The organism is Pseudomonas sp. VA159-2 (assembly GCF_024126635.1).
GTDB lineage: Bacteria > Pseudomonadota > Gammaproteobacteria > Pseudomonadales > Pseudomonadaceae > Aquipseudomonas > Aquipseudomonas muyukensis.
Genome location: NZ_JAMYBV010000010.1, coordinates 181,220 through 199,999, shown reverse-complemented (window position 1 = coordinate 199,999; position 18,780 = coordinate 181,220). Strand labels below are relative to the sequence as shown.

Sequence of the window (18,780 nt, the reverse complement as noted above, 5' to 3'; positions counted from 1 at the left end):
ATCAGGCCGACCTGGTGAAAGTCGAGCCTGCCTGACGGCAGGCCGTTACCGGCCCGCACACAAAAAATCTGACACTTCCCGAAAGGGCTGCGCAGCAGCCCGGGATCTGTGCCTTCATGCAAAATTGCCGGGCCCGCTATGCGGCCCTTTCGCGACACAAGGCCGCTCCTACAGGGGACGGTGATTGCAGCTGACACCCCTTCACCAAACCCTTGTCCATTATGGCTTTCAGCCTATCTCTGGGCACTTACACCCCGCCACCGCTTTTTGCCAACTGTGCCGATTTCGTCACTCACTCTGCAGAAAACCATCAAGAACCGACGCCCTGATCGGTCCACTCTATGCCCCACGCAAGCCGCCCAAGTCCTACAAGAGCGCGGCCCAAAAAGCCGCATCTCGTGACATCAGACCTGCCTATCCAAAACCTACAAAAAGGCGCAACCATGTCAGGCAAATTCAAGAAACAGCTCTCCCTGCTGGACCTCACCTTCATCGGCCTGGGCGCGATCTTCGGCTCCGGCTGGCTGTTCGCCGCCAGCCACGTCTCGGCCATCGCCGGCCCGGCCGGCATCCTCTCCTGGTTCCTGGGCGGCTTCGCCGTGCTGCTGGGCATCGTCTACTGCGAGCTCGGCGCCGCCCTGCCCCGCGCCGGTGGCGTGGTGCGCTACCCGGTGTACTCCCACGGCCCGCTGCTCGGCTATCTGATGGGCTTCATCACCCTGATCGCCTTTTCCAGCCTGATCGCCATCGAGGTGGTCGCCTCGCGCCAGTACGCCGCGGCCTGGTTCCCGGCCTTGACCCAGACCGGCTCCAGCGACCCGACCGTGCTCGGCTGGCTGGTGCAGTTCGCCCTGCTCGGGCTGTTCTTCCTGCTCAACTACCGCAGCGTCAAGACCTTCGCCAAGGCCAACAACCTGGTCAGCGTGTTCAAGTTCATCGTGCCGCTGCTGGTGATCGGCGTGCTGTTCACCTTCTTCAAGCCGGAAAACTTCGCGGTGCAGGGCTTCGCCCCGTTCGGCCTGTCGGGGGTGGAAATGGCCGTGTCGGCCGGCGGCATCATCTTCGCCTACCTGGGCCTGACGCCGATCATCTCGGTGGCCAGCGAGGTGAAGAACCCGCAGCGCACCATCCCCATCGCGCTGATCCTCTCGGTGCTGCTGTCCACCGCGATCTATGCCCTGCTGCAACTGGCCTTCCTCGGCAGCGTGCCAACCGAGATGCTGGTCAACGGCTGGGCCGGGGTGACCAAGGAACTGGCCCTGCCCTACCGTGACATCGCCCTGGCCCTGGGTGTCGGCTGGCTGGCCTACCTGGTGGTGGCGGATGCGGTGATCTCGCCCAGCGGCTGCGGCAACATCTACATGAACGCCACCCCGCGGGTGGTCTATGGCTGGGCGCAGACCGGCACCTTCTTCAAGTACTTCACCCGCATCGACGAACAGTCCGGCATCCCCCGCCCGGCACTGTGGCTGACCTTCGCCCTGGCGGTGTTCTGGACCCTGCCGTTCCCGTCGTGGGAGGCGCTGATCAACGTGGTCTCCGCCGCCCTGGTACTGAGCTATGCGGTGGCCCCGGTGACCGTCGCCGCGCTGCGCCGCAACGCCCCCGACATGCCGCGACCGTTCCGGGTAAAGGGCATGGGCGTGCTCGGCCCGCTGTCGTTCATCATCGCCGCGCTGATCGTCTACTGGTCGGGCTGGAACACCGTGTCCTGGCTGCTGGCCCTGCAGATCGTGATGTTCGTGCTGTACCTGCTGTGCCGCCGCTTCGTGCCCACCGAGCACCTGTCGCTGGGCCAGCAGGTGCGTTCCTCGGCCTGGCTGATCGGCTTCTACGCCGTGACCATCTTCCTCTCCTGGCTGGGCAGCTTCGGCGGCCTGGGGGTGATTGGCCACCCCCTGGACACCCTCATCGTCGCGGTTGCCGCCCTGGGCATCTACTACTGGGGCGCAGCCACCGGCGTGCCAGCCCGGCTGGTGCGCCTGGAGGGCGACGATGAAAGCGAAGCCAGCAACCAACCCCATGCCGGCCAGCACCCCGCCGCCGCAGCTTCCTGACTCACTACCGAATGGACACGCTGATGAAACACCTTCACGTCATCGACTCTCACACCGGCGGCGAACCAACCCGCCTGGTGATGAAGGGCTTCCCGCAACTGCATGGCCGCAGCATGGCCGAGCAGCGCGACGAACTGCGCGAACTGCACGATCACTGGCGCCGCGCCTGCCTGCTGGAACCACGCGGCAATGATGTACTGGTCGGCGCGCTCTACTGCCCGCCAGTGTCGAGCGACGCCACTTGCGGGGTGATCTTTTTCAACAACGCCGGTTACCTGAACATGTGTGGCCACGGCACCATCGGCCTGGTCGCCTCGCTGCAGCACCTGGGCCTGATCGCGCCCGGCACGCACAAGATCGACACCCCGGTCGGCCCTGTCAGCGCCACCCTGCACGACGACGGCAGCGTCACCATCGGCAACGTGCCGTCCTACCGCTACCGTCACCAGGTGGCGGTGGAGGTGCCCGGGCATGGCCTGGTACGGGGTGACATCGCCTGGGGCGGCAACTGGTTCTTCCTGGTTTCCGAGCACGGCCAGCGCATCGAATTGGACAACCGCGAGGCCCTCGGCGACTACACCTGGGCCCTGCTCAAGGCCCTCGAAGCACAAGGCATCACCGGCGAGAACGGCGCCCCGATCGACCATGTCGAGCTGTTCGCCGGCGACCCCAACGCCGACAGCCGCAACTTCGTCATGTGCCCCGGCAAGGCCTACGACCGTTCGCCCTGCGGCACCGGCACCAGCGCCAAGCTGGCCTGCCTGGCCGCCGACGGCAAGCTCGCCGAGGGCCAGGTCTGGGTCCAGGCCAGCATCACTGGCAGCCAATTCCAGGGCCGCTACGAACGCGACGGCGAACGCATTCGCCCGTTCATCACCGGCCGCGCCTACATGACCGCCGACAGCACCCTGCTGATCGACGAGCAAGATCCTTTCGCCTGGGGCATCTGACCCCGTTCATTTCCCACTGAATACCACCCGGAGTGACAACAATGACCGACAACATCTTCACCGGCACCATGCCTGCCCTGATGACCCCCTGCACCGCCGAGCGCAAGCCGGACTTCGACGCCCTGGTGCGCAAGGGCCGCGAGCTGATCGAGGCCGGCATGAGCGCGGTGGTGTACTGCGGCTCGATGGGCGACTGGCCGCTGCTGACCGAGGCCGAGCGCCAGGAAGGCGTGGCGCGCCTGGTGGCCGCCGGCATCCCGACCATCGTCGGTACCGGCGCGGTCAACACCCGCGAAGCCGTATCCCATGCAGCCCACGCCGCCAAGGTCGGCGCCGCCGGCCTGATGGTCATCCCCCGGGTGCTGTCCCGCGGCGCCTCGCTGACCGCCCAGCAGCAGCACTTCTCGGCAATCCTCGCCGCCGCGCCGAAGCTGCCGGCGGTGATCTACAACAGCCCCTACTACGGCTTCGCCACCCGCGCCGAGCTGTTCTTCGCGCTGCGCCGCGAGTACCCCAACCTGATCGGCTTCAAGGAGTTCGGTGGCGGTGCCGACCTGCGCTACGCCGCCGAGCACATCACCTCCCAGGACGATGCCGTGACCCTGATGGTCGGCGTCGACACGCAAGTGGTGCACGGCTTCGTCAACTGCAACGCCACCGGCGCCATCACCGGCATCGGCAATGCCCTGCCCCGCGAAGTGCTGCAACTGGTCAGCCTGAGCAAGCGCGCCGCCAAGGGCGATGCCAAGGCCCGGCGTCAGGCCCGGGAGCTGGAGGCGGCGCTGGCGGTGCTGTCGTCGTTCGATGAAGGCTGCGACCTGGTGCTGTACTACAAGCACCTGATGGTGCTCAACGGTGACACCGAGTACCGCCTGCACTTCAACGAAACCGATGCCCTCAGCGACGCCCAGCGCAACTATGCCGAGCAGCAGTACGCGCTGTTCCGCAGCTGGTACGCCAGCTGGTCGGCCGAGCAGAACATCGCCTGATCACCGCAATCCCTGTGGGAGCGGCCTTGTGTCGCGAAAGGGGCGCATAGCGCCCCCAACAGGTCCAGACCTCACCCAGATTCTCCAGGACGCCCCATGACCCTCACCGGCAATCTACTGATCGGCCAGCGCGCCGTCACAGGCACCCAGGCCGCGATCCAGGCCATCGACCCGGCCACCGACACCCTGCTCGACCCACCCTACGCCGGCGCCAGCGCCGAGCAGGTAACCCAGGCCTGCGCCCTGGCCTGGGCGGCATTCGATGCCTACCGCGAAACGCCCCTCGAACAACGCGCCCGCTTTCTCGAAACCATCGCCGAACAGATCGAAGCCCTGGGCGATACCCTGATCGACCGCGCCCACGCCGAAACCGGCCTGCCCAAGGCCCGCCTGCTGGGTGAGCGTGGCCGCACCTGCGCCCAGCTGCGCACCTTCGCCCGGGTGGTACGCGCCGGTGAGTGGCTGGATGTGCGGGTGGACAATGCCCTGCCCGAGCGCCAGCCACTGGCCCGCCCAGACCTGCGTCAACGCCAGGTGCCCCTGGGCCCGGTGGCGGTGTTCGGCGCCAGCAACTTCCCGCTGGCCTTCTCGGTGGCCGGCGGCGACACCGCCTCGGCACTGGCCGCAGGCTGCCCGGTGGTGGTCAAGGCCCACGGCGCCCACCCTGGCACCAGCGAACTGGTCGGCCAGGCCGTGGCGCGGGCGGTGCAGCTGTGCGATTTGCCCGAAGGGGTGTTTTCCCTGTTGTACGGCGCGGGCCGTGAAGTGGGTATCGGCCTGGTCAATGATCCACGTATCAAGGCCGTCGGTTTCACCGGTTCACGCACCGCTGGCCTCGCCCTTTGCCAGGCGGCCCAGGCGCGCCCGGAACCGATCCCGGTGTATGCCGAGATGAGCGCGATCAACCCGGTGTTCTTGTTCGATGTCGCCTTGCGCGCGCGCAGTGAAGCCCTGGCGCAAGGCTTTGTCACTTCGCTGACCCAAGGCGCCGGCCAATTCTGCACCAATCCCGGGCTGGTAGTCGCCCGGCAGGGCCCGGCCCTGGAGCACTTCCTGGTTGCCGCCAGCGCCCATGTTCGCCAAGCGGCGGCGCAGACCATGCTCACCCCAGGTATCGCCAGTGCCTATGCCGACGGCGTGGCAGCACTGAGCGCAAACCACAACGCCCGGTGCGCGGCGAGCGGCCTGCCGGCGCAGGGCCCAAACCAGTGCCAGGCTCAGCTGTTCGTCACCACCGCACAGGCGTTTCTTGCCGACCCTACGCTGCAAGCCGAAGTGTTCGGCGCCGCCTCGCTGGTGGTGGCATGCGACAACGATGAGCAAATCCGCCAGATGGCCGAGCATCTGGAAGGCCAACTGACCGCCACCCTGCACCTGGACGAGGCTGATCTGGACAGCGCCCGCCGCCTGCTGCCGACCCTCGAACGCAAGGCCGGGCGAATCCTGGTCAATGGCTGGCCGACCGGGGTCGAGGTCTGCGACGCCATGGTCCATGGCGGCCCGTTCCCGGCCACCTCGGACGCCCGCAGTACCTCGGTGGGCACTGCGGCGATCCTGCGTTTCCTGCGCCCGGTGTGCTACCAGGACTTGCCCGACGCCCTGTTGCCAACGGCCTTGCAGCAGAGCAACCCGCTGCGACTGCGGCGGCTGCTCGACGGCCAGCGGGAAGCCTGAACCATGACCGCCACTGACACGGACATCGCCGTGGTCGGCGCCGGCATTGTCGGCGTCGCCTGCGCCCTGCAGCTGGCCCGCCAGGGCCGCCGGGTGCTGCTGATCGATCGCCAGGCGCCGGGCCACGGCGCATCGTTTGGTAATGCCGGGCACTTGGCCACCGAACAGGTGTTCCCCATCGCCGACCTGTCGATTCTCAAGCGCCTGCCCGCCATGCTGCTGGACCCGCTGGGCCCGCTGCGCCTGGATTGGAAATACCTGCCACGGGCCCTGCCCTGGTTCACCCGGCTGCTGCTGAACCTGCGACCGGCGCCGTTTCAGCGCAGCGTGGCGGGCATTCGGGCGTTGAATGAATACAGTCTTGGCGCCTGGCAACGGCTGCTCGCATCCATCGAGCGCAGCCACCTGCTCAAGGAGGATGGCTCGCTGCTGGTGTTCGAGCGCCACGAGTCGCGCCAGACGCTCGCGACATTGCGCGCCCGTATGCTGGCACAGGCGGTGCCCGTGGACCCGTGGTCGGCTGAGGCGGTAAGCGAAGCGGCGCCGCAGTTAAGTCCGTCGATCCTGGGCGGCCTGTTCTTTCCGCGCACCGGTCACTTCCTCGATCCCTACCAGGTGGTCTGCGAACTGTTCAGCGCCGCCAGGGCCAGTGGCGTGCGCTTCCTGCGCGCCAACGTCAACGGCGGCCGGGTACATGGCCAGGGCATCAGCCTTGCCAGCGACCAGGGCACCCTTGAGGCCCGCCAGGTGTTGATCAGCGCTGGCGCCCATTCGGCCAGGCTCACGGCCGCCCTGACCGGTCGGCAGGTACCCCTGGATACCGAGCGCGGCTACCACCTGATGCTGCCGGCTGAGCGCCAGCGCCTGCCGTTTGCCGTCACCTCGCTGGAGCGCAAGTTCATCATGACGCCCATGGCCGACGGCCTGCGCCTGGCCGGCACGGTGGAGTTCGCTGGGCTCGAGGCGCCGCCGAGCATGCAACGGGCGTGGCAGCTGCATAAGTTGAGCAAGGGTTTGTTCCGGCGGGAGCTGGATGCCGAGGGGGCGACGCCGTGGATGGGGTTGCGGCCTTCTTTGCCGGATTCGCTGCCGGTGATCGACCGGGTGGCCGACGGCCGGGTACTGCTGGCGTTCGGGCACCAGCACCTGGGACTGACCCAGGCGGCGGTGACCGCGGAATGGGTGGGGCGGTTGGCTGCGGGGGCCGAGGTGGAACAGGCATACCGCTTGGATCGGTTCTGAGATTGCCGGAAAGGGCCGCAGAGCGGCCCCATAGGCTATCAGCGATAACGCTCGAGCCAGTGAGCGTAAGGCGCAGGCAAGGTCCACGACGGCTTGTCCACACCCAGCGCTTTGGCCGCCACATAGGGCCAGTGCGGGTCAGCCAGATGCGCACGCCCCACCGACACCAGGTCCAGCTGGTTGGCCTGCAACGCCCCTTCAGCCAGCTCCGGCGTACCGAAGCCCCAGGCCGAGGTTACCGGCAACTTCGCTTCGCGGCGCACCCGTTCGGCGATCGGCCCCATGAATGCCGGGCCCCACGGGATGTTGGTCTCGGCGATGGTGAAGCCGACGCTGACGCTCAGCAGGTCCAGGCCGCCGGCCTTGAAGCGCCGGGCCAGCTCGATGGATTCCTGCAGGGTCTGCTCGTCGCGCCCATCGTACTCCAGCACGCCGAAACGCGCGGTCAGCGGCAGGTTTTCCGGCCACACCTCACGCACCGCGGCCAGGGTCTCCAAGAGCAAGCGGCTGCGGTTGTCGAAGCTGCCACCGTAGGCGTCGGTGCGCTGGTTGGAATGCTCGGAGAAGAAGCTCTGGCCCAGGTAGCCGTGGGCGAAGTGCAGCTCGATCCATTCGAAGCCGGCGTCCCGTGCACGGCGCGCGGCATCGACGAAGTCCTGCTTGACCCGGGCGATGTCGTCCAGGGTCATGGCCTTCGGCACTTTCGGCAGGTGGCCACCGAAGGCGATGGCGGACGGGGCGAGGGTGTCCCAGCCGCGGGCGTCATCGGCGCCGATATGGTCATCGCCCTCCCACGGGCGATTGGCGCTGGCCTTGCGCCCAGCGTGGGCGATCTGGATGCCCGGCACCGAGCCTGCGGCCTTGATCGCCTTGACCACCGGCACGAAGGCCTGGGCCTGGGCATCGTTCCAGATACCGGCGCAGCCGGGGGTGATGCGCCCTTCCGGCGACACCGCGGTGGCCTCGACCACCACCAGGCCGGCGCCACCACGGGCAAGGCCGGCGTAATGCACCTGGTGCCAGTCATTGATCAGGCCGTCCTCGGCCATGTATTGGCACATCGGTGGGATGGCGATGCGGTTGCGCAGGGTGACGTCTTTGAGGGTATAGGGTTCGAACAATGCGGCCATGGTGAGACTCCAGGGGACGGGATACGATTGTTCGATCATATTCGAACTTTGGTATTTTGTGAAACCCCCGCTATCATGTGTGCCATGCGAGCCTATACCCACCCCAATCCTGAAGACCTGACGCTGGAGCGCCTGCTGTACGCCCTGAGCGACCCGGTGCGCCTGCAGATCGTGCGCTACCTGGCCGGCGTCGCCGAAGCCAGTTGCGGCGAGCTGGACGGCGGCCGGCCCAAGTCGAGCATGTCCCATCATTTTCGCGTGTTGCGCGACGCTGGCCTGGTCCACACCCGCAACGTCGGCACCACGCACATGAACTCGCTGCGCAGCGAAGCCCTGGACGGACGCTTCCCCGGGCTGCTGGCAAAAATCCTCGAACAACGCTAGCGCGTGCAGGCCAGGCAACGCGGTGGATGGCACCGGCAAGCCGGCTGCGACAACGCTCACCCAGTACGCAGGCACAAAAAAACCACGAGGCCGCCCGGGGCGATCCTCGTGGTCGATGTTGCCGGGCAAGCCCGGCAAGCATTCAGGCCTTACAGCGCCATGTCGTTGGCAGGCTTGCTCTCGACCGGTGCGGCCGGGGCAACGCCAGTCTTGACGCTCTGGTCGAGCACTGGCGGCTTCTCCAGCTGCAGCACTTCGGCGGTGTAGTCCCACTCTTTCTGGGTGGCAGCGGCCGATGCGTTCAGCTTGGTACCGTAGCTCGGGACGATCTCCTTGATCTTGGCCTGCCACTCTGGGGTAGCGACCTTCTCCTTGAACACGGTTTCCAGCACGTTGAGCATGATCGGCGCGGCGGTCGAGGCACCTGGCGAGGCGCCCAGCAGGCCGGCGATGGTGCGGTCCTGGGACGCGACCACTTCGGTGCCCAGCTTCAGCACGCCGCCCTTCTCTTCGTCACGCTTGATGATCTGCACGCGCTGACCGGCCTGCCACAGTTTCCAGTCTTCCTTCTTGGCGTTCGGGAAGTAGGTTTGCAGCGCGGCGAAACGGTCGTCGTCGGACTGCATCAGCTGACCGGCGAGGTACTCGACCAGCGGATACTGGTCGATACCCACGCGCGCCATCGGCCAGACGTTGTGGGTGGTGGTGCTGCTCAGCAGGTCCAGGTACGAGCCGTTCTTCAGGAACTTGGTCGAGAAGGTGGCGAATGGCCCGAACAGGATCACGCGCTTGCCGTCCAGCACGCGGGTGTCCAGGTGCGGAACCGACATGGGTGGCGCGCCGGTGGAGGCGATGCCGTAGGCCTTGGCCATGTGCTGCATGGCAACGCTCGGGTTCTCGGTTACCAGGAACGAGCCGCCAACCGGGAAGCCGGCGTATTCCTTGGCTTCCGGGATGCCCGACTTCTGCAGCAGCTTCAGCGCGCCGCCGCCGGCACCGATGAACAGGAACTTGGCGTCGGTGGCCGATTCGGTACCATCCTTCAGGTTCTTGTACTCGACGTGCCAGGAGCCGTCTTCGTTGCGAGTGATGTCCTGCACTTCGGTGGAGAGCTTCAGGTCGAAGTTCTCTTTGGTCTGCAGGCTGCCAACGAACTGGCGGGTGATTTCGCCGAAGTTGACGTCGGTGCCGATGGGCGTCCAGGTGACCGCCAGCTTCTGGTTCGGGTCACGGCCTTCCATCATCAGCGGGACCCACTTGGCGATCTGCGCGTGGTCCTCGGAGTACTGCATCGGACGGAACAGCGGGCTGGCCTGCAGGGCGTCGTAGCGCTTCTTCAGGAACTTGATGTTGTCATCGCCCCAGACGAAGCTCATGTGCGGGGTGGTGTTGATGAACGAGTGCGGGTTCTTCAGCACGCCCTGGCGAACCTGCCAGGCCCAGAACTGACGGGAGATCTGGAACGACTCGTTGATCTCGATGGCCTTGGTGATGTTGACGTTGCCGTCTTTGTCTTCCGGGGTGTAGTTCAGCTCGGCCAGCGCGGAGTGGCCGGTACCGGCGTTGTTCCAGCCGTTGGAGCTTTCTTCGGCGACGCCGTCCAGGCGCTCGACCATTTCCATCGACCAGGTAGGCTCCAGCTCGTTGAGCCAGACTGCCAGGGTGGAACTCATGATGCCGCCGCCAACCAGCAGCACGTCGACTTTCTTGGTGTCGGCAGCATGCGCTTGCATGACGCTCGCCGCGACAGCCAGACCCAGCAAGGTCTTGCCAGCTTTCTTGAACATTGATCGATTCCAGTCAGTAGAACGGAGGGTGGGCCTGTGGCTGGCCCAGAGGTTCCATGTTCTTCAGCGCAGGCTTGTTGTGATCATTGTTCAGCAGCCAGAGAGACAAGGACGTACCAGCCTTTGGTCGGATTGACCGACAAGGCTGAAACGATTGACGGATTGTAACCGAATTGCCAGCACAAACAAACGCGGGTCGGGGCGTCAAGACGACAGGTTGCCACGCGACAAGCCACCACGCCTTGAAAACAAAAACCCCCGGCCATGTCCATGGCCGGGGGTCTTGGATCAGGCCACGCGTGGCCCGATCGGGTATTTCCAGGATTACTGCTGCTGAGGCAGTTTGTCGATCGGGCCGCAGCCGCCGATGATCTTGGAAATGGAAACCGATGGGTGGAACAGGTAGTCGTACGAGCAGTTCTTAGGCTGGTTGTAGACCTGGCCGGTGCAGCCGGACAGCAGGGCAACGCCCGAAACGACGGCAACAGCAACAGTAGCTTTGATCAGCTTTTTCATAAAAATCCTTTAGTCCATGATCCACCATCACACTGATGGCGCGCGGATCATACGGGAAAAGCGCCATGTAGTGAAAGCCGTTAGTGCAACGTCGAGGCCGGGCCCGCGCGCACTAAGAAGTTGCCAAACTGCAACTAAGCCCGCTCAGGCACTGCTTAAACGTTACAGGCTGAGAAGTGGGTCCCGAGCACGCGGCGACGCACTAACGGAGCATTATTGGGCGCACTCGGGACAAATTTCGATGCGAACGCAGGATGATTGCTCGTGCTCGAAGGTGACGGTCGTGCAATGGCCCGGCGTGAGCACGCCAGCCAACGGAGCAACGCTGAAATGGCTCGCGGCAGGCGCCACCGGTTGCTCCTGCTGGGCAGTGTCCAACGCGGGCCGCAAGGTTGCCTCCAGATCCCCGAGATGGTCTTGCAGATTCGCCGCCCCGACCAGGGTCGGTACCAGGCTCAAGACCAGAAAGAACGTACGATAAGACATAACCTTCCAAAAATCAGTCGAACGAAAACCACGCAGATGGGCAACGGGATTGTAACTCACCGTATTGCCATCGCTCACCAGAACGTGGCTGTAATAACGACGAGACGAACAACACCGCTTGTCTTTTAAACGTATTGGTTCACACCGACGCTCTGGACTCGTGGGCAAACACCGCGACTGCCGCCATCGCGTAGTCGACCCGCGTCAAATCAGCGGGCGCGTACCTGCGGCTCAGCGAAGCGGCAGGCTGGGAGCCTTAAGCATCAAGCCACGCCCCCGAATCGCTGCCTCACGAACAGGCCTACCCCCTATCGCCACCCTGCCCAAGAACGAGTAGTCCATTTCCGAATTGAGCATCCAGGCCCATCGAAGCATTGCCGCTGGCAGGGTATCGCTCTAGGCTCTTCACATCATCGCTTCATTGACATCGCGAACGAGCACGCGCCGAGTTCCGCACAAGCTGCATGGGGCACTGCTCGTCGGCATCGAGAACAGCAGGCACATAGCAGCGATTCAGACGCCATTCGGTATGGAAGGCGCAAATGGCTCGAAATGACAGGCCTGACAATGGACTGCTGAGGGCGTGGGCCAACCCGCTACAGCTTTACGCAAAAGGCATGAACCCGAGTAGACCAGGCACACCCCAGAGCGCTGAGGCTAAAACCATGAACGACCCAACTCGCGAAGCACTCAACGCCAGGCTCGAGGCCATCGAGATGAAGAGGGATGCCCAGGCAGGTGCCATCGTGTCGAAAATCGACGGTTTTCTGATTGGCCAAACAGAGCGTGACAAGCGCCTGGATGACTCGATCGCAGGCGTGCGTCGAGACATCGATCGCCTGGGAAGCCTGAAATTGAACATCTGGGGCGCCATGCTCAGCGCTGTTGCTCTGGGTATAACGTTGGCGGCCTTGAGCGTGACGTTCTATCAAACAGGCAAAGCCGAGCTTGCCAGCTTACCCCTGGCGCCACCCGCGATGGAGATGCCCGGGGCCATCCACAGCACTCACGACGAGTAAAATCACATCGTTGCGCTCAGCCTTGGGCACGCTTGCAAGCAGAAACGAAAAAGCCCCTGGAAACATCGTTCCCAGGGGCTTTGTCTACTTCACATATGGCGGAGAGATAGGGATTTGAACCCTAGGTACTGTTGCCAGTACAACGGATTTCGAATCCGTCCCGTTCGACCACTCCGGCATCTCTCCAATGCCGCGCATCATACCAGCGATTTCTTGAAAGGCAAACCTTTTTTCAAAAAAAATCGCGTGGTATCAGGCGCTTGCGTGAGCACGCCGCTTACAGCGGCACGCCCAGGCGCTTGGCAACTTCTTCGTAGGCTTCGATCACATCGCCCAGGCCCTGGCGGAAGCGGTCCTTGTCCATCTTCTTGCGGGTTTCCTTGTCCCACAGGCGGCAGCCGTCCGGGCTGAACTCGTCGCCCAGGACGATCTGACCGTGGAACACGCCGAACTCCAGCTTGAAGTCGACCAGCAGCAGGCCTGCGTCATCGAACAGCTTGCTCAGCACTTCGTTGACCTTCAGCGACAGCTTCTTCATCTCGACCAGCTGCTCGGCGGTGCCCCAGCCGAACGCGACAACGTGGGATTCGTTGATGAAGGGGTCGCCCTTCTCGTCGTTCTTCAGGAACAGCTCGAAGGTCGACGGCTCCAGCTTGATGCCTTCCTCGACGCCCAGGCGCTTGACCAGGCTACCGGCTGCGTAGTTGCGCACCACGCACTCGACCGGAATCATGTCGAGCTTCTTCACCAGGCACTCGTTGTCGCCCAGCAGCTTGTCGAACTGGGTCGGCACGCCGGCTTCTTCGAGCTTCTGCATGATGAAGGCGTTGAACTTGTTGTTGACCATGCCCTTGCGGTCCAGCTGCTCGATGCGCTTGCCGTCGAACGCCGAGGTGTCGTTACGGAACAGCAGGATCAAGCGGTCGGCGTCGTCGGTCTGGTAAACCGATTTGGCCTTGCCGCGGTAGAGTTCGTCGCGTTTTTCCATGATGGGCTCCGCTTGCTTGAGTAGGTGGGCTAGGCGATCTGGCGCCAGTCGAGCCCATGGTCCTGGTTGGCCACCTGGAGCCAGTCCGGGTCGCACCCGAGGGTGTCGACAAAGCACTGGCGGGCCAGATGTGGCAGGTTGTTCTTGCTGCTGAGGTGGGCCAGCACCAGGTGCTGCAGGTGCTGCCAGCCCAGCTCGGCCACCAGGCTCGCGGCCTGGTGGTTGTTCAAATGTCCCTGGCTGCCGCCGACCCGCAACTTGAGAAAGTTCGGGTAATGACCGCGGGCCAGCAGGTCACGGCAATGATTGGCCTCGATCAGCAGTGCATCCAGCCCCTGGTAACGCGACAACAGGTGGTAGTCGTAGCTGCCCAGGTCGGTAAGCATGCCGAAACGCCGGCGGCCATCGCTGATCACGTACTGCAACGGCTCGTAGGCATCGTGCTCGACCCGCGTGGCGCTGACCTGCAGGTCACCGACTGGCAGCACATCACCACAGCCGAGGAAACCAGCCACGTCCACCGGCTTGCGCAGGCCGCGCAATGTGCCTTGGCTCATGTAGACCGGTACATTGTAGCGGCGCGACAGCAACCCTACCCCATGCACGTGGTCGGCATGTTCGTGGGTCACCAGCACCGCGCTCAATTGCCGGGGCGAGACCCCGAGCAGCGCCAGGCGCCGCTCGGTTTCGCGTAGCGAGAAGCCGCAGTCGACCAGGATGAAGGTGTCACCACTGGCAATCAGCGTGCCGTTTCCCTGGCTACCGCTTCCAAGAACCGCGAAGCGCACTTAGCCCAGACGGTCCTGGATGGCGCTCAGCACGCGGCGGGCGACATCGGCCGGGGCCACGGTGTTGATGTTCTTCTCGACGGTCACCTGGACGTTCTCACCCACCTTGCTCAGGCGAACCTGGTAGCGCTCGGCACGGGCCTCACGCTCTTCCTTGCTCGGCTCGCTGCCGAACAGGCGGCTGAAGAAGCCAGGCTCCTTCTGCTTGTCGTCGGGCTTCTCGGACAGGTTGATGTAGTACAGGCCCAGGCTGCGGTTGATGTCCTCGACGCGCCATTCGCCCTGCTCCAGGGCGCGGCCCACGCCAGACCAGGCGCGGTCCAGGTCGGAACCGAGGTACAGCACCGGGTTGCCGCTGCCGTCCTCGCTCAGGCTGACCTGGCTCGGCGCATCGAAGTCGCGGGCGGCGAGCAGCGAGACCGAACCGCCCTTCTCGGCGCTGCGGTTCATGCTGGCGAGCATTTCGTCGACCAGCAGCGCGTCGGCGCCGGTGTTGCTGGAGGTCGATGGGAACTCAGGCTCGGCAGTGCTGCCGGCCGGGCGCTCGACGCTGACGATGTACACCTCGGAAGTGTTGCGCTGCACGCCAGGCTCCATGCGCACCCGCACCCGGACTTCGCTGTCCGGGCTGCTGGAGGCACTGGCCAGGCGCTGGCCGAGGGACGCCGACAGCTCGTCGAAACGCTGCCAGGTGGTGTTGAATTCGCCTGTTTGCGGACGCTCTTCGGCGATGCGGAAACCGTTGTCCTCGAAGAACTGGCGGGTCACCGGCCAGACTTCGGCCGGCGAGCGCTGGGCCAGCACCCAACGGCTGCTGCCGCTGCGCTGCAGGCTGAAATCGCTGATATTGGCGGTGGCCGACAGCGGTTGTGGGCGCGGCACCTCGAACTCGCCGGTGGCGCGATCGTCGGCGACGTTGCGCGGGATCGGCAGCAGCGGGTCGAGGCGTTTGACGTTGCTGGCGTCCGGCGGCAGCTGCATCGGCGCGGTCGGCTGCGCCTGCAGGTAATCGCTGCCGCGGTCGCGGAAATAGCCATCCTCGCCCCACAGCCAGCCGCACCCGCTGGTGCTGGAGATGATCAGGGCGAGAGCGGAAAGACCAGCCAGTCGCTTCATGCGGTGTACTTCCTCGTTTAAACCAGTACGCCGGACTGGCGCAAGGCAGTACGGACTTTTTCGTGACAGCCTTCGCTCAGCCAGGTCAGCGGCAGGCGGATACCCTTGTGCATCAGGCCCATTTCCACCAGCGCCCATTTCACCGGGATCGGGTTGGCCTCGCAGAACAGGTCCTTGTGCAGCGGCATGAGTTTTTCGTTGATTGCGCGGGCCTTCTCGGCATTGCCCGCAAGGGCGGCCTCGCACAGGTCGGCCATTTCGCGCGGGGCGACGTTGGCCGTGACGGAGATGTTGCCTTTACCGCCCATCAGGATCAGCTCGACGGCGGTCGGATCGTCGCCGGACAAGACGATGAAGTCCTTGTCGACGCCGTCCAGGATCTGCTTGCCACGGGCCAGGTCGCCGGTGGCTTCCTTGATGCCGATGATGTTCTTGACCTTCGACAGGCGGATCACGGTGTCGGCCTGCATGTCGCAGGAGGTGCGGCCAGGCACGTTGTAGAGGATCTGCGGGATGTCGACGGCTTCGGCGATGTGCTTGAAGTGCTGGTACAGGCCTTCCTGGGTCGGCTTGTTGTAGTACGGGACGACCAGCAGGCAGGCGTCGGCGCCGGCATTCTTGGCGTTCTTGGTCAGGTGCACGGCTTCGGCGGTGGAGTTGGCACCGGTGCCGGCGATCACCGGGATCGGCTTCTTGCTGTGCTTGACCCGCTCGACCACGTGCTTGATGACCAGGATGTGTTCTTCGACATCCAGGGTGGCGGACTCGCCGGTGGTGCCGACAGCTACGATCGCGTGGGTGCCGTTTTCCAGGTGGAAGTCTACAAGTTTGTCGAGGCTGTCCCAGTCCAGACGCCCTTGTGCATCCATGGGTGTGACCAACGCCACCATACTGCCCGCAATCATGTAATTGCTCCTGCCGGAAAAAGAGAGCGGTAATGGTACTGGGGGCATCGGCCTTGCACAAGCGAAGCAGGCGGGCGGAGCATTCCCCTTCGCGCCGCTTTTCGCTACCCTTGATCCTTTGATTGGTACAGCGCGGCCCGCCGGGCCGTCGACAGTGCTCCTCGCCTGCGTCCACCGCCGCCCGAACCGGCCGCGGCCCCGCCGAAAACGAGGCCTGCCCCGGTCCAGTACCGACCGCTCATCGCTTTAGGAATGCTGCATGTCCTCCCCCACCGTTCGCGAACAATTCCTCGTCATCAGTGCCCTGGGCCCCAACCCCATGGAGCTGGCCAATGTCCTGAGCCGCGCGGCCTTCGACAATCGTTGCGCGGTGGTCACCTCGCGCCTGACCCGCCACGGCGAAACCAGCGCCCTGGTGCTGCAGGTCGGCGGCAGCTGGGACGCCCTGGCGCGCCTGGAGGCGACCCTGCCTGGCCTGGGCAAGAAGCACGGCCTGACCCTGGACGTGGTGCGTAGCGCCGACCAGGAAGTACGCCCGCAGGCCCTGCCCTACGTGGCCTATGTCAGTGCCGCCTATCGCCCGGACATCATCAACGAGCTGTGCCAGTTCTTCCTCGACCACCGTGTCGAGCTGGAAGCCATGACCTGCGACACCTACCTGGCGCCGCAGACCGGCAGCAGCATGCTCAACGCCCAGTTCACCGTGATCCTGCCGGCCGGCACCCAGATCAGCTGGCTGCGCGACCAGTTCCTGGACTTCGCCGATGCCCTGAACCTGGACGCGCTGATCGAACCGTGGCGCCCACAGAACCCCGTGTAAGGAAACTCCCATGGCCGTAGCCATCGACCAACCCGTCAGCGATTTCCAGGTTCAGGCCACCAGCGGCCAGACCGTCAGCCTTGCCGAACTCAAGGGCCAGCAGGTGGTGCTGTACTTCTATCCCAAGGACAGCACCCCAGGCTGCACCACCGAGGGCCAGGGCTTTCGCGACCAGCACGCGGCGTTCCAGGCGGCCAACACCCTGGTGTTCGGCGTGTCGCGTGACGGCATCAAGTCCCACGAGAACTTCAAGGCCAAGCAGGCGTTTCCCTTCGAGCTGATCAGCGACAAGGACGAAGCCCTGTGCCAGCTGTTCGACGTGATCAAGCTGAAGAAGCTGTACGGCAAGGAATACATGGGCGTCGACCGCAGCACCTTCCTGATCGACCGCGACGGTGTGCTGCGCCAGGAGTGGCGTGGGGTGAAGGTGCCCGGGCATGTGGATGCCGTGCTGGCGGCGGCGCAGGCCCTGAACAAGGCTTGATATCGTTGGGGGCGCCTTGCGCCCCTATCGCGACACAAGGCCGCTCCTACAGGTAGGAGCGGCCTTGTGTCGCGACAGGGCTGCAAAGCAGCCCTCAGCGATTACAACATCGGCGCGACCGATACGTCCTGCCGCGGCCAGGCATCCAGCACCGCCTTGAACAGCGTCGCCAGCGGGATCGCGAAGAAGATCCCCCAGAACCCCCACAGCCCGCCGAACAGCAACACCGCGCAGATGATCGCCACCGGGTGCAGGCTCACCGCCTCGGAAAACAATAGCGGCACCAGCACGTTGCCATCCAGCGCCTGGATGATCGCGTACACCGCCATCAGGTAGATGAACTGGTCACCCCAGCCCCACTGGAACAGCGCGATCAGCGTCACCGGCACGGTCACCACCACCGCGCCGACATACGGCACCACCACCGACAAGCCCACCAGCAGCGCCAGCAAGGCGGCATAGTTGAGGCCCAGGGTGATGAAGGCGATATACGTGGCAATGCCACAGATCAGAATCTCGATGCCCTTGCCACGGATGTAGTTGGCGATCTGCCGGTTCATCTCGTCGCCCACCCGGTTGAGCAGCGTGCGCTCACGGGGCAGGTAGCCACTGACCCAGCGCCCGATCAGCTCGCGATCCTTGAGGAAGAAGAACACCAGGATCGGCACCAGCACCAGGTAGATCATCGCGTTGACCAGCAACGGCAGGCTCGACAGCGAGAAGGTCAGCGCCCATTGGCCGAACTTGCCGATCTCGCCGCGCACCGACTCGATGGCGCGCAGCACCTGCTCGTCCGATACCAGATGCGGATAGCGCTCGGGCAGCAGCAGCAACAGCGACTGCCACTTGCCGAGCATCCCCGGCAGCTCGTTGAACAGGGTGATCAACTGATGCCAGAGCAACGGCACCAGTACCAGCAGGAACACCGCCAGCGCGCCCATGAACAGGGCGAACACCAGCCAGACCGCCAGCCGGGTCGGTACTTTCAGACGCTCCAGGGCGTTGACCAGCCCCTGCATCAGAAACGCCAGGACCATGCCCGCCAACACCGGCGCGAGCATGCCACCCAGGGTCAGCACCACGGCGAAGGCCAGGAACAGCAGGACCGCCAACACCACCGCCTCCTCGTCGGAGAAGTAGCGCTGCATCCAGTCGCGAAGCACTTTGAACATTGACGATCCTAATGAAGGGAATCAGGCCTTGCGCAGCCAATAGGTGTAGACCCCGGCCTCGGCCGTTTCATGCAGCAGCGTATGACCGGCCAATTGGGCGAAGGTGCGGAAATCGCGCTGGGAACCGGCGTCGGTGGCGAGCACCTTGAGCACCGCGCCGCTGGCCAGGCGATTGAGCTCCATCTTCGCCTTGAGCAGCGGCAATGGACAGTTGAGACCGCTGGCATCGAGCTCGGCGTCACAAGTCGGGGTGTCACTCATCGGGCAGCGCTC

Annotated in this window: 19 protein-coding genes and 1 tRNA gene; 9 read left to right on the top strand and 11 right to left on the bottom strand. The window is 64.6% G+C overall.

Going from position 1 to position 18,780, the window contains the following annotated elements; genetic code table 11:
- The first annotated feature begins 443 nt into the window (after positions 1-443).
- The 5 genes from NJG22_RS12855 (at position 444) to NJG22_RS12835 (ending at position 6,912) form a co-directional block, all read left to right on the top strand.
- A complete protein-coding gene (locus tag NJG22_RS12855; protein WP_253094968.1) occupies positions 444-2,057 on the top strand; it encodes an APC family permease in 1,614 nt (537 codons plus the stop codon).
- A 23-nt stretch (positions 2,058-2,080) separates the two neighbouring features.
- Positions 2,081-3,007 carry a 4-hydroxyproline epimerase gene (locus NJG22_RS12850; protein WP_253094966.1) on the top strand — a complete coding sequence of 309 codons (927 nt, stop codon included), beginning with the start codon at positions 2,081-2,083 and terminating at the stop codon, positions 3,005-3,007.
- Positions 3,008-3,048: 41 nt separating this feature from the next.
- The gene (locus tag NJG22_RS12845) at positions 3,049-3,996 is read left to right on the top strand and encodes a dihydrodipicolinate synthase family protein (RefSeq protein WP_253094963.1); all 948 of its coding nucleotides are present in this window, start codon (positions 3,049-3,051) and stop codon (positions 3,994-3,996) included.
- A gap of 96 nt (positions 3,997-4,092) precedes the next feature.
- Entirely contained in the window at positions 4,093-5,670 is a 1,578-nt protein-coding gene (locus NJG22_RS12840; RefSeq protein WP_253094961.1) for an aldehyde dehydrogenase (NADP(+)), read from the top strand.
- A gap of 3 nt (positions 5,671-5,673) precedes the next feature.
- Entirely contained in the window at positions 5,674-6,912 is a 1,239-nt protein-coding gene (locus NJG22_RS12835; RefSeq protein ID WP_253094959.1) for an FAD-dependent oxidoreductase, read from the top strand.
- Between the two features lie 38 nt (positions 6,913-6,950).
- Here NJG22_RS12835 and NJG22_RS12830 read toward each other — a convergent pair whose 3' ends face one another.
- Positions 6,951-8,042 carry an NADH:flavin oxidoreductase/NADH oxidase gene (locus NJG22_RS12830; protein ID WP_253094957.1) on the bottom strand — a complete coding sequence of 364 codons (1,092 nt, stop codon included), beginning with the start codon at positions 8,040-8,042 and terminating at the stop codon, positions 6,951-6,953.
- Between the two features lie 48 nt (positions 8,043-8,090).
- Between NJG22_RS12830 and NJG22_RS12825 the strand changes: the two genes are divergently transcribed.
- On the top strand, positions 8,091-8,426 hold the full coding sequence (locus NJG22_RS12825; RefSeq protein WP_253094976.1) for a helix-turn-helix domain-containing protein: 336 nt from the start codon (positions 8,091-8,093) through the stop codon (positions 8,424-8,426).
- Between the two features lie 149 nt (positions 8,427-8,575).
- On the opposite strand, the gene mqo is transcribed toward NJG22_RS12825, so the two are convergent.
- From mqo to NJG22_RS12810, 3 genes are all read right to left on the bottom strand, one after another.
- Complete coding sequence (gene mqo / locus NJG22_RS12820; protein ID WP_253094955.1) at positions 8,576-10,213, bottom strand: malate dehydrogenase (quinone); 1,638 nt, start codon at positions 10,211-10,213, stop codon at positions 8,576-8,578.
- A gap of 324 nt (positions 10,214-10,537) precedes the next feature.
- Positions 10,538-10,729 (bottom strand): DUF4223 family protein, encoded by a 192-nt coding sequence (locus tag NJG22_RS12815; protein ID WP_023630554.1) that lies wholly within the window; start codon positions 10,727-10,729, stop codon positions 10,538-10,540.
- A 213-nt stretch (positions 10,730-10,942) separates the two neighbouring features.
- A complete protein-coding gene (locus NJG22_RS12810) occupies positions 10,943-11,293 on the bottom strand; it encodes a hypothetical protein (protein ID WP_253094953.1) in 351 nt (116 codons plus the stop codon).
- A 587-nt stretch (positions 11,294-11,880) separates the two neighbouring features.
- Here NJG22_RS12810 and NJG22_RS12805 point away from each other — a divergent pair.
- Positions 11,881-12,234: a hypothetical protein gene (locus tag NJG22_RS12805; RefSeq protein ID WP_253094951.1), complete on the top strand. Its 354-nt coding sequence runs from the start codon at positions 11,881-11,883 to the stop codon at positions 12,232-12,234.
- A 96-nt stretch (positions 12,235-12,330) separates the two neighbouring features.
- Here the strand turns inward: NJG22_RS12805 and NJG22_RS12800 are convergent.
- From NJG22_RS12800 to dapA, 5 genes are all read right to left on the bottom strand, one after another.
- Positions 12,331-12,420: transfer RNA gene (locus tag NJG22_RS12800), tRNA-Ser, on the bottom strand.
- A gap of 91 nt (positions 12,421-12,511) precedes the next feature.
- Entirely contained in the window at positions 12,512-13,222 is a 711-nt protein-coding gene (purC, locus tag NJG22_RS12795; protein ID WP_016392503.1) for a phosphoribosylaminoimidazolesuccinocarboxamide synthase, read from the bottom strand.
- A 29-nt stretch (positions 13,223-13,251) separates the two neighbouring features.
- Positions 13,252-14,010 (bottom strand): MBL fold metallo-hydrolase, encoded by a 759-nt coding sequence (locus tag NJG22_RS12790; protein ID WP_253094949.1) that lies wholly within the window; start codon positions 14,008-14,010, stop codon positions 13,252-13,254.
- A complete protein-coding gene (gene bamC / locus NJG22_RS12785) occupies positions 14,011-15,126 on the bottom strand; it encodes an outer membrane protein assembly factor BamC (protein ID WP_253094947.1) in 1,116 nt (371 codons plus the stop codon).
- A 17-nt stretch (positions 15,127-15,143) separates the two neighbouring features.
- Positions 15,144-16,031, bottom strand: coding sequence for a 4-hydroxy-tetrahydrodipicolinate synthase (gene dapA, locus NJG22_RS12780; protein ID WP_253094945.1), 888 nt, complete (start codon positions 16,029-16,031; stop codon positions 15,144-15,146).
- Positions 16,032-16,290: 259 nt separating this feature from the next.
- Here dapA and NJG22_RS12775 point away from each other — a divergent pair, with 259 nt between their 5' ends.
- Together NJG22_RS12775 and NJG22_RS12770 are read left to right on the top strand one after the other, a co-directional pair.
- A complete protein-coding gene (locus NJG22_RS12775) occupies positions 16,291-16,851 on the top strand; it encodes a glycine cleavage system protein R (protein ID WP_134689374.1) in 561 nt (186 codons plus the stop codon).
- Positions 16,852-16,861: 10 nt separating this feature from the next.
- Complete coding sequence (locus tag NJG22_RS12770; protein WP_253094943.1) at positions 16,862-17,335, top strand: peroxiredoxin; 474 nt, start codon at positions 16,862-16,864, stop codon at positions 17,333-17,335.
- Positions 17,336-17,436: 101 nt separating this feature from the next.
- On the opposite strand, the gene NJG22_RS12765 is transcribed toward NJG22_RS12770, so the two are convergent.
- Positions 17,437-18,507 carry an AI-2E family transporter gene (locus NJG22_RS12765; RefSeq protein ID WP_253094941.1) on the bottom strand — a complete coding sequence of 357 codons (1,071 nt, stop codon included), beginning with the start codon at positions 18,505-18,507 and terminating at the stop codon, positions 17,437-17,439.
- A gap of 21 nt (positions 18,508-18,528) precedes the next feature.
- A complete protein-coding gene (locus NJG22_RS12760) occupies positions 18,529-18,768 on the bottom strand; it encodes a sulfurtransferase TusA family protein (protein WP_023630920.1) in 240 nt (79 codons plus the stop codon).
- Positions 18,769-18,780 lie beyond the last annotated feature (12 nt).

What these genes read in the sequence shown, in the direction of transcription:
- NJG22_RS12855 (WP_253094968.1), top strand. Translation starts at nt 444, where the DNA reads ATGTCAGGCAAATTCAAGAAACAGCTCTCCCTGCTGGACCTCACCTTC.
- NJG22_RS12850 (WP_253094966.1), top strand. Translation starts at nt 2,081, where the DNA reads ATGAAACACCTTCACGTCATCGACTCTCACACCGGCGGCGAACCAACC.
- NJG22_RS12845 (WP_253094963.1), top strand. Translation starts at nt 3,049, where the DNA reads ATGACCGACAACATCTTCACCGGCACCATGCCTGCCCTGATGACCCCC.
- NJG22_RS12840 (WP_253094961.1), top strand. Translation starts at nt 4,093, where the DNA reads ATGACCCTCACCGGCAATCTACTGATCGGCCAGCGCGCCGTCACAGGC.
- NJG22_RS12835 (WP_253094959.1), top strand. Translation starts at nt 5,674, where the DNA reads ATGACCGCCACTGACACGGACATCGCCGTGGTCGGCGCCGGCATTGTC.
- NJG22_RS12830 (WP_253094957.1), bottom strand. Translation starts at nt 8,042, where the DNA reads ATGGCCGCATTGTTCGAACCCTATACCCTCAAAGACGTCACCCTGCGC.
- mqo (WP_253094955.1), bottom strand. Translation starts at nt 10,213, where the DNA reads ATGTTCAAGAAAGCTGGCAAGACCTTGCTGGGTCTGGCTGTCGCGGCG.
- NJG22_RS12815 (WP_023630554.1), bottom strand. Translation starts at nt 10,729, where the DNA reads ATGAAAAAGCTGATCAAAGCTACTGTTGCTGTTGCCGTCGTTTCGGGC.
- NJG22_RS12805 (WP_253094951.1), top strand. Translation starts at nt 11,881, where the DNA reads ATGAACGACCCAACTCGCGAAGCACTCAACGCCAGGCTCGAGGCCATC.
- purC (WP_016392503.1), bottom strand. Translation starts at nt 13,222, where the DNA reads ATGGAAAAACGCGACGAACTCTACCGCGGCAAGGCCAAATCGGTTTAC.
- bamC (WP_253094947.1), bottom strand. Translation starts at nt 15,126, where the DNA reads ATGAAGCGACTGGCTGGTCTTTCCGCTCTCGCCCTGATCATCTCCAGC.
- dapA (WP_253094945.1), bottom strand. Translation starts at nt 16,031, where the DNA reads ATGATTGCGGGCAGTATGGTGGCGTTGGTCACACCCATGGATGCACAA.
- NJG22_RS12775 (WP_134689374.1), top strand. Translation starts at nt 16,291, where the DNA reads ATGTCCTCCCCCACCGTTCGCGAACAATTCCTCGTCATCAGTGCCCTG.
- NJG22_RS12770 (WP_253094943.1), top strand. Translation starts at nt 16,862, where the DNA reads ATGGCCGTAGCCATCGACCAACCCGTCAGCGATTTCCAGGTTCAGGCC.
- NJG22_RS12765 (WP_253094941.1), bottom strand. Translation starts at nt 18,507, where the DNA reads ATGTTCAAAGTGCTTCGCGACTGGATGCAGCGCTACTTCTCCGACGAG.
- NJG22_RS12760 (WP_023630920.1), bottom strand. Translation starts at nt 18,768, where the DNA reads ATGAGTGACACCCCGACTTGTGACGCCGAGCTCGATGCCAGCGGTCTC.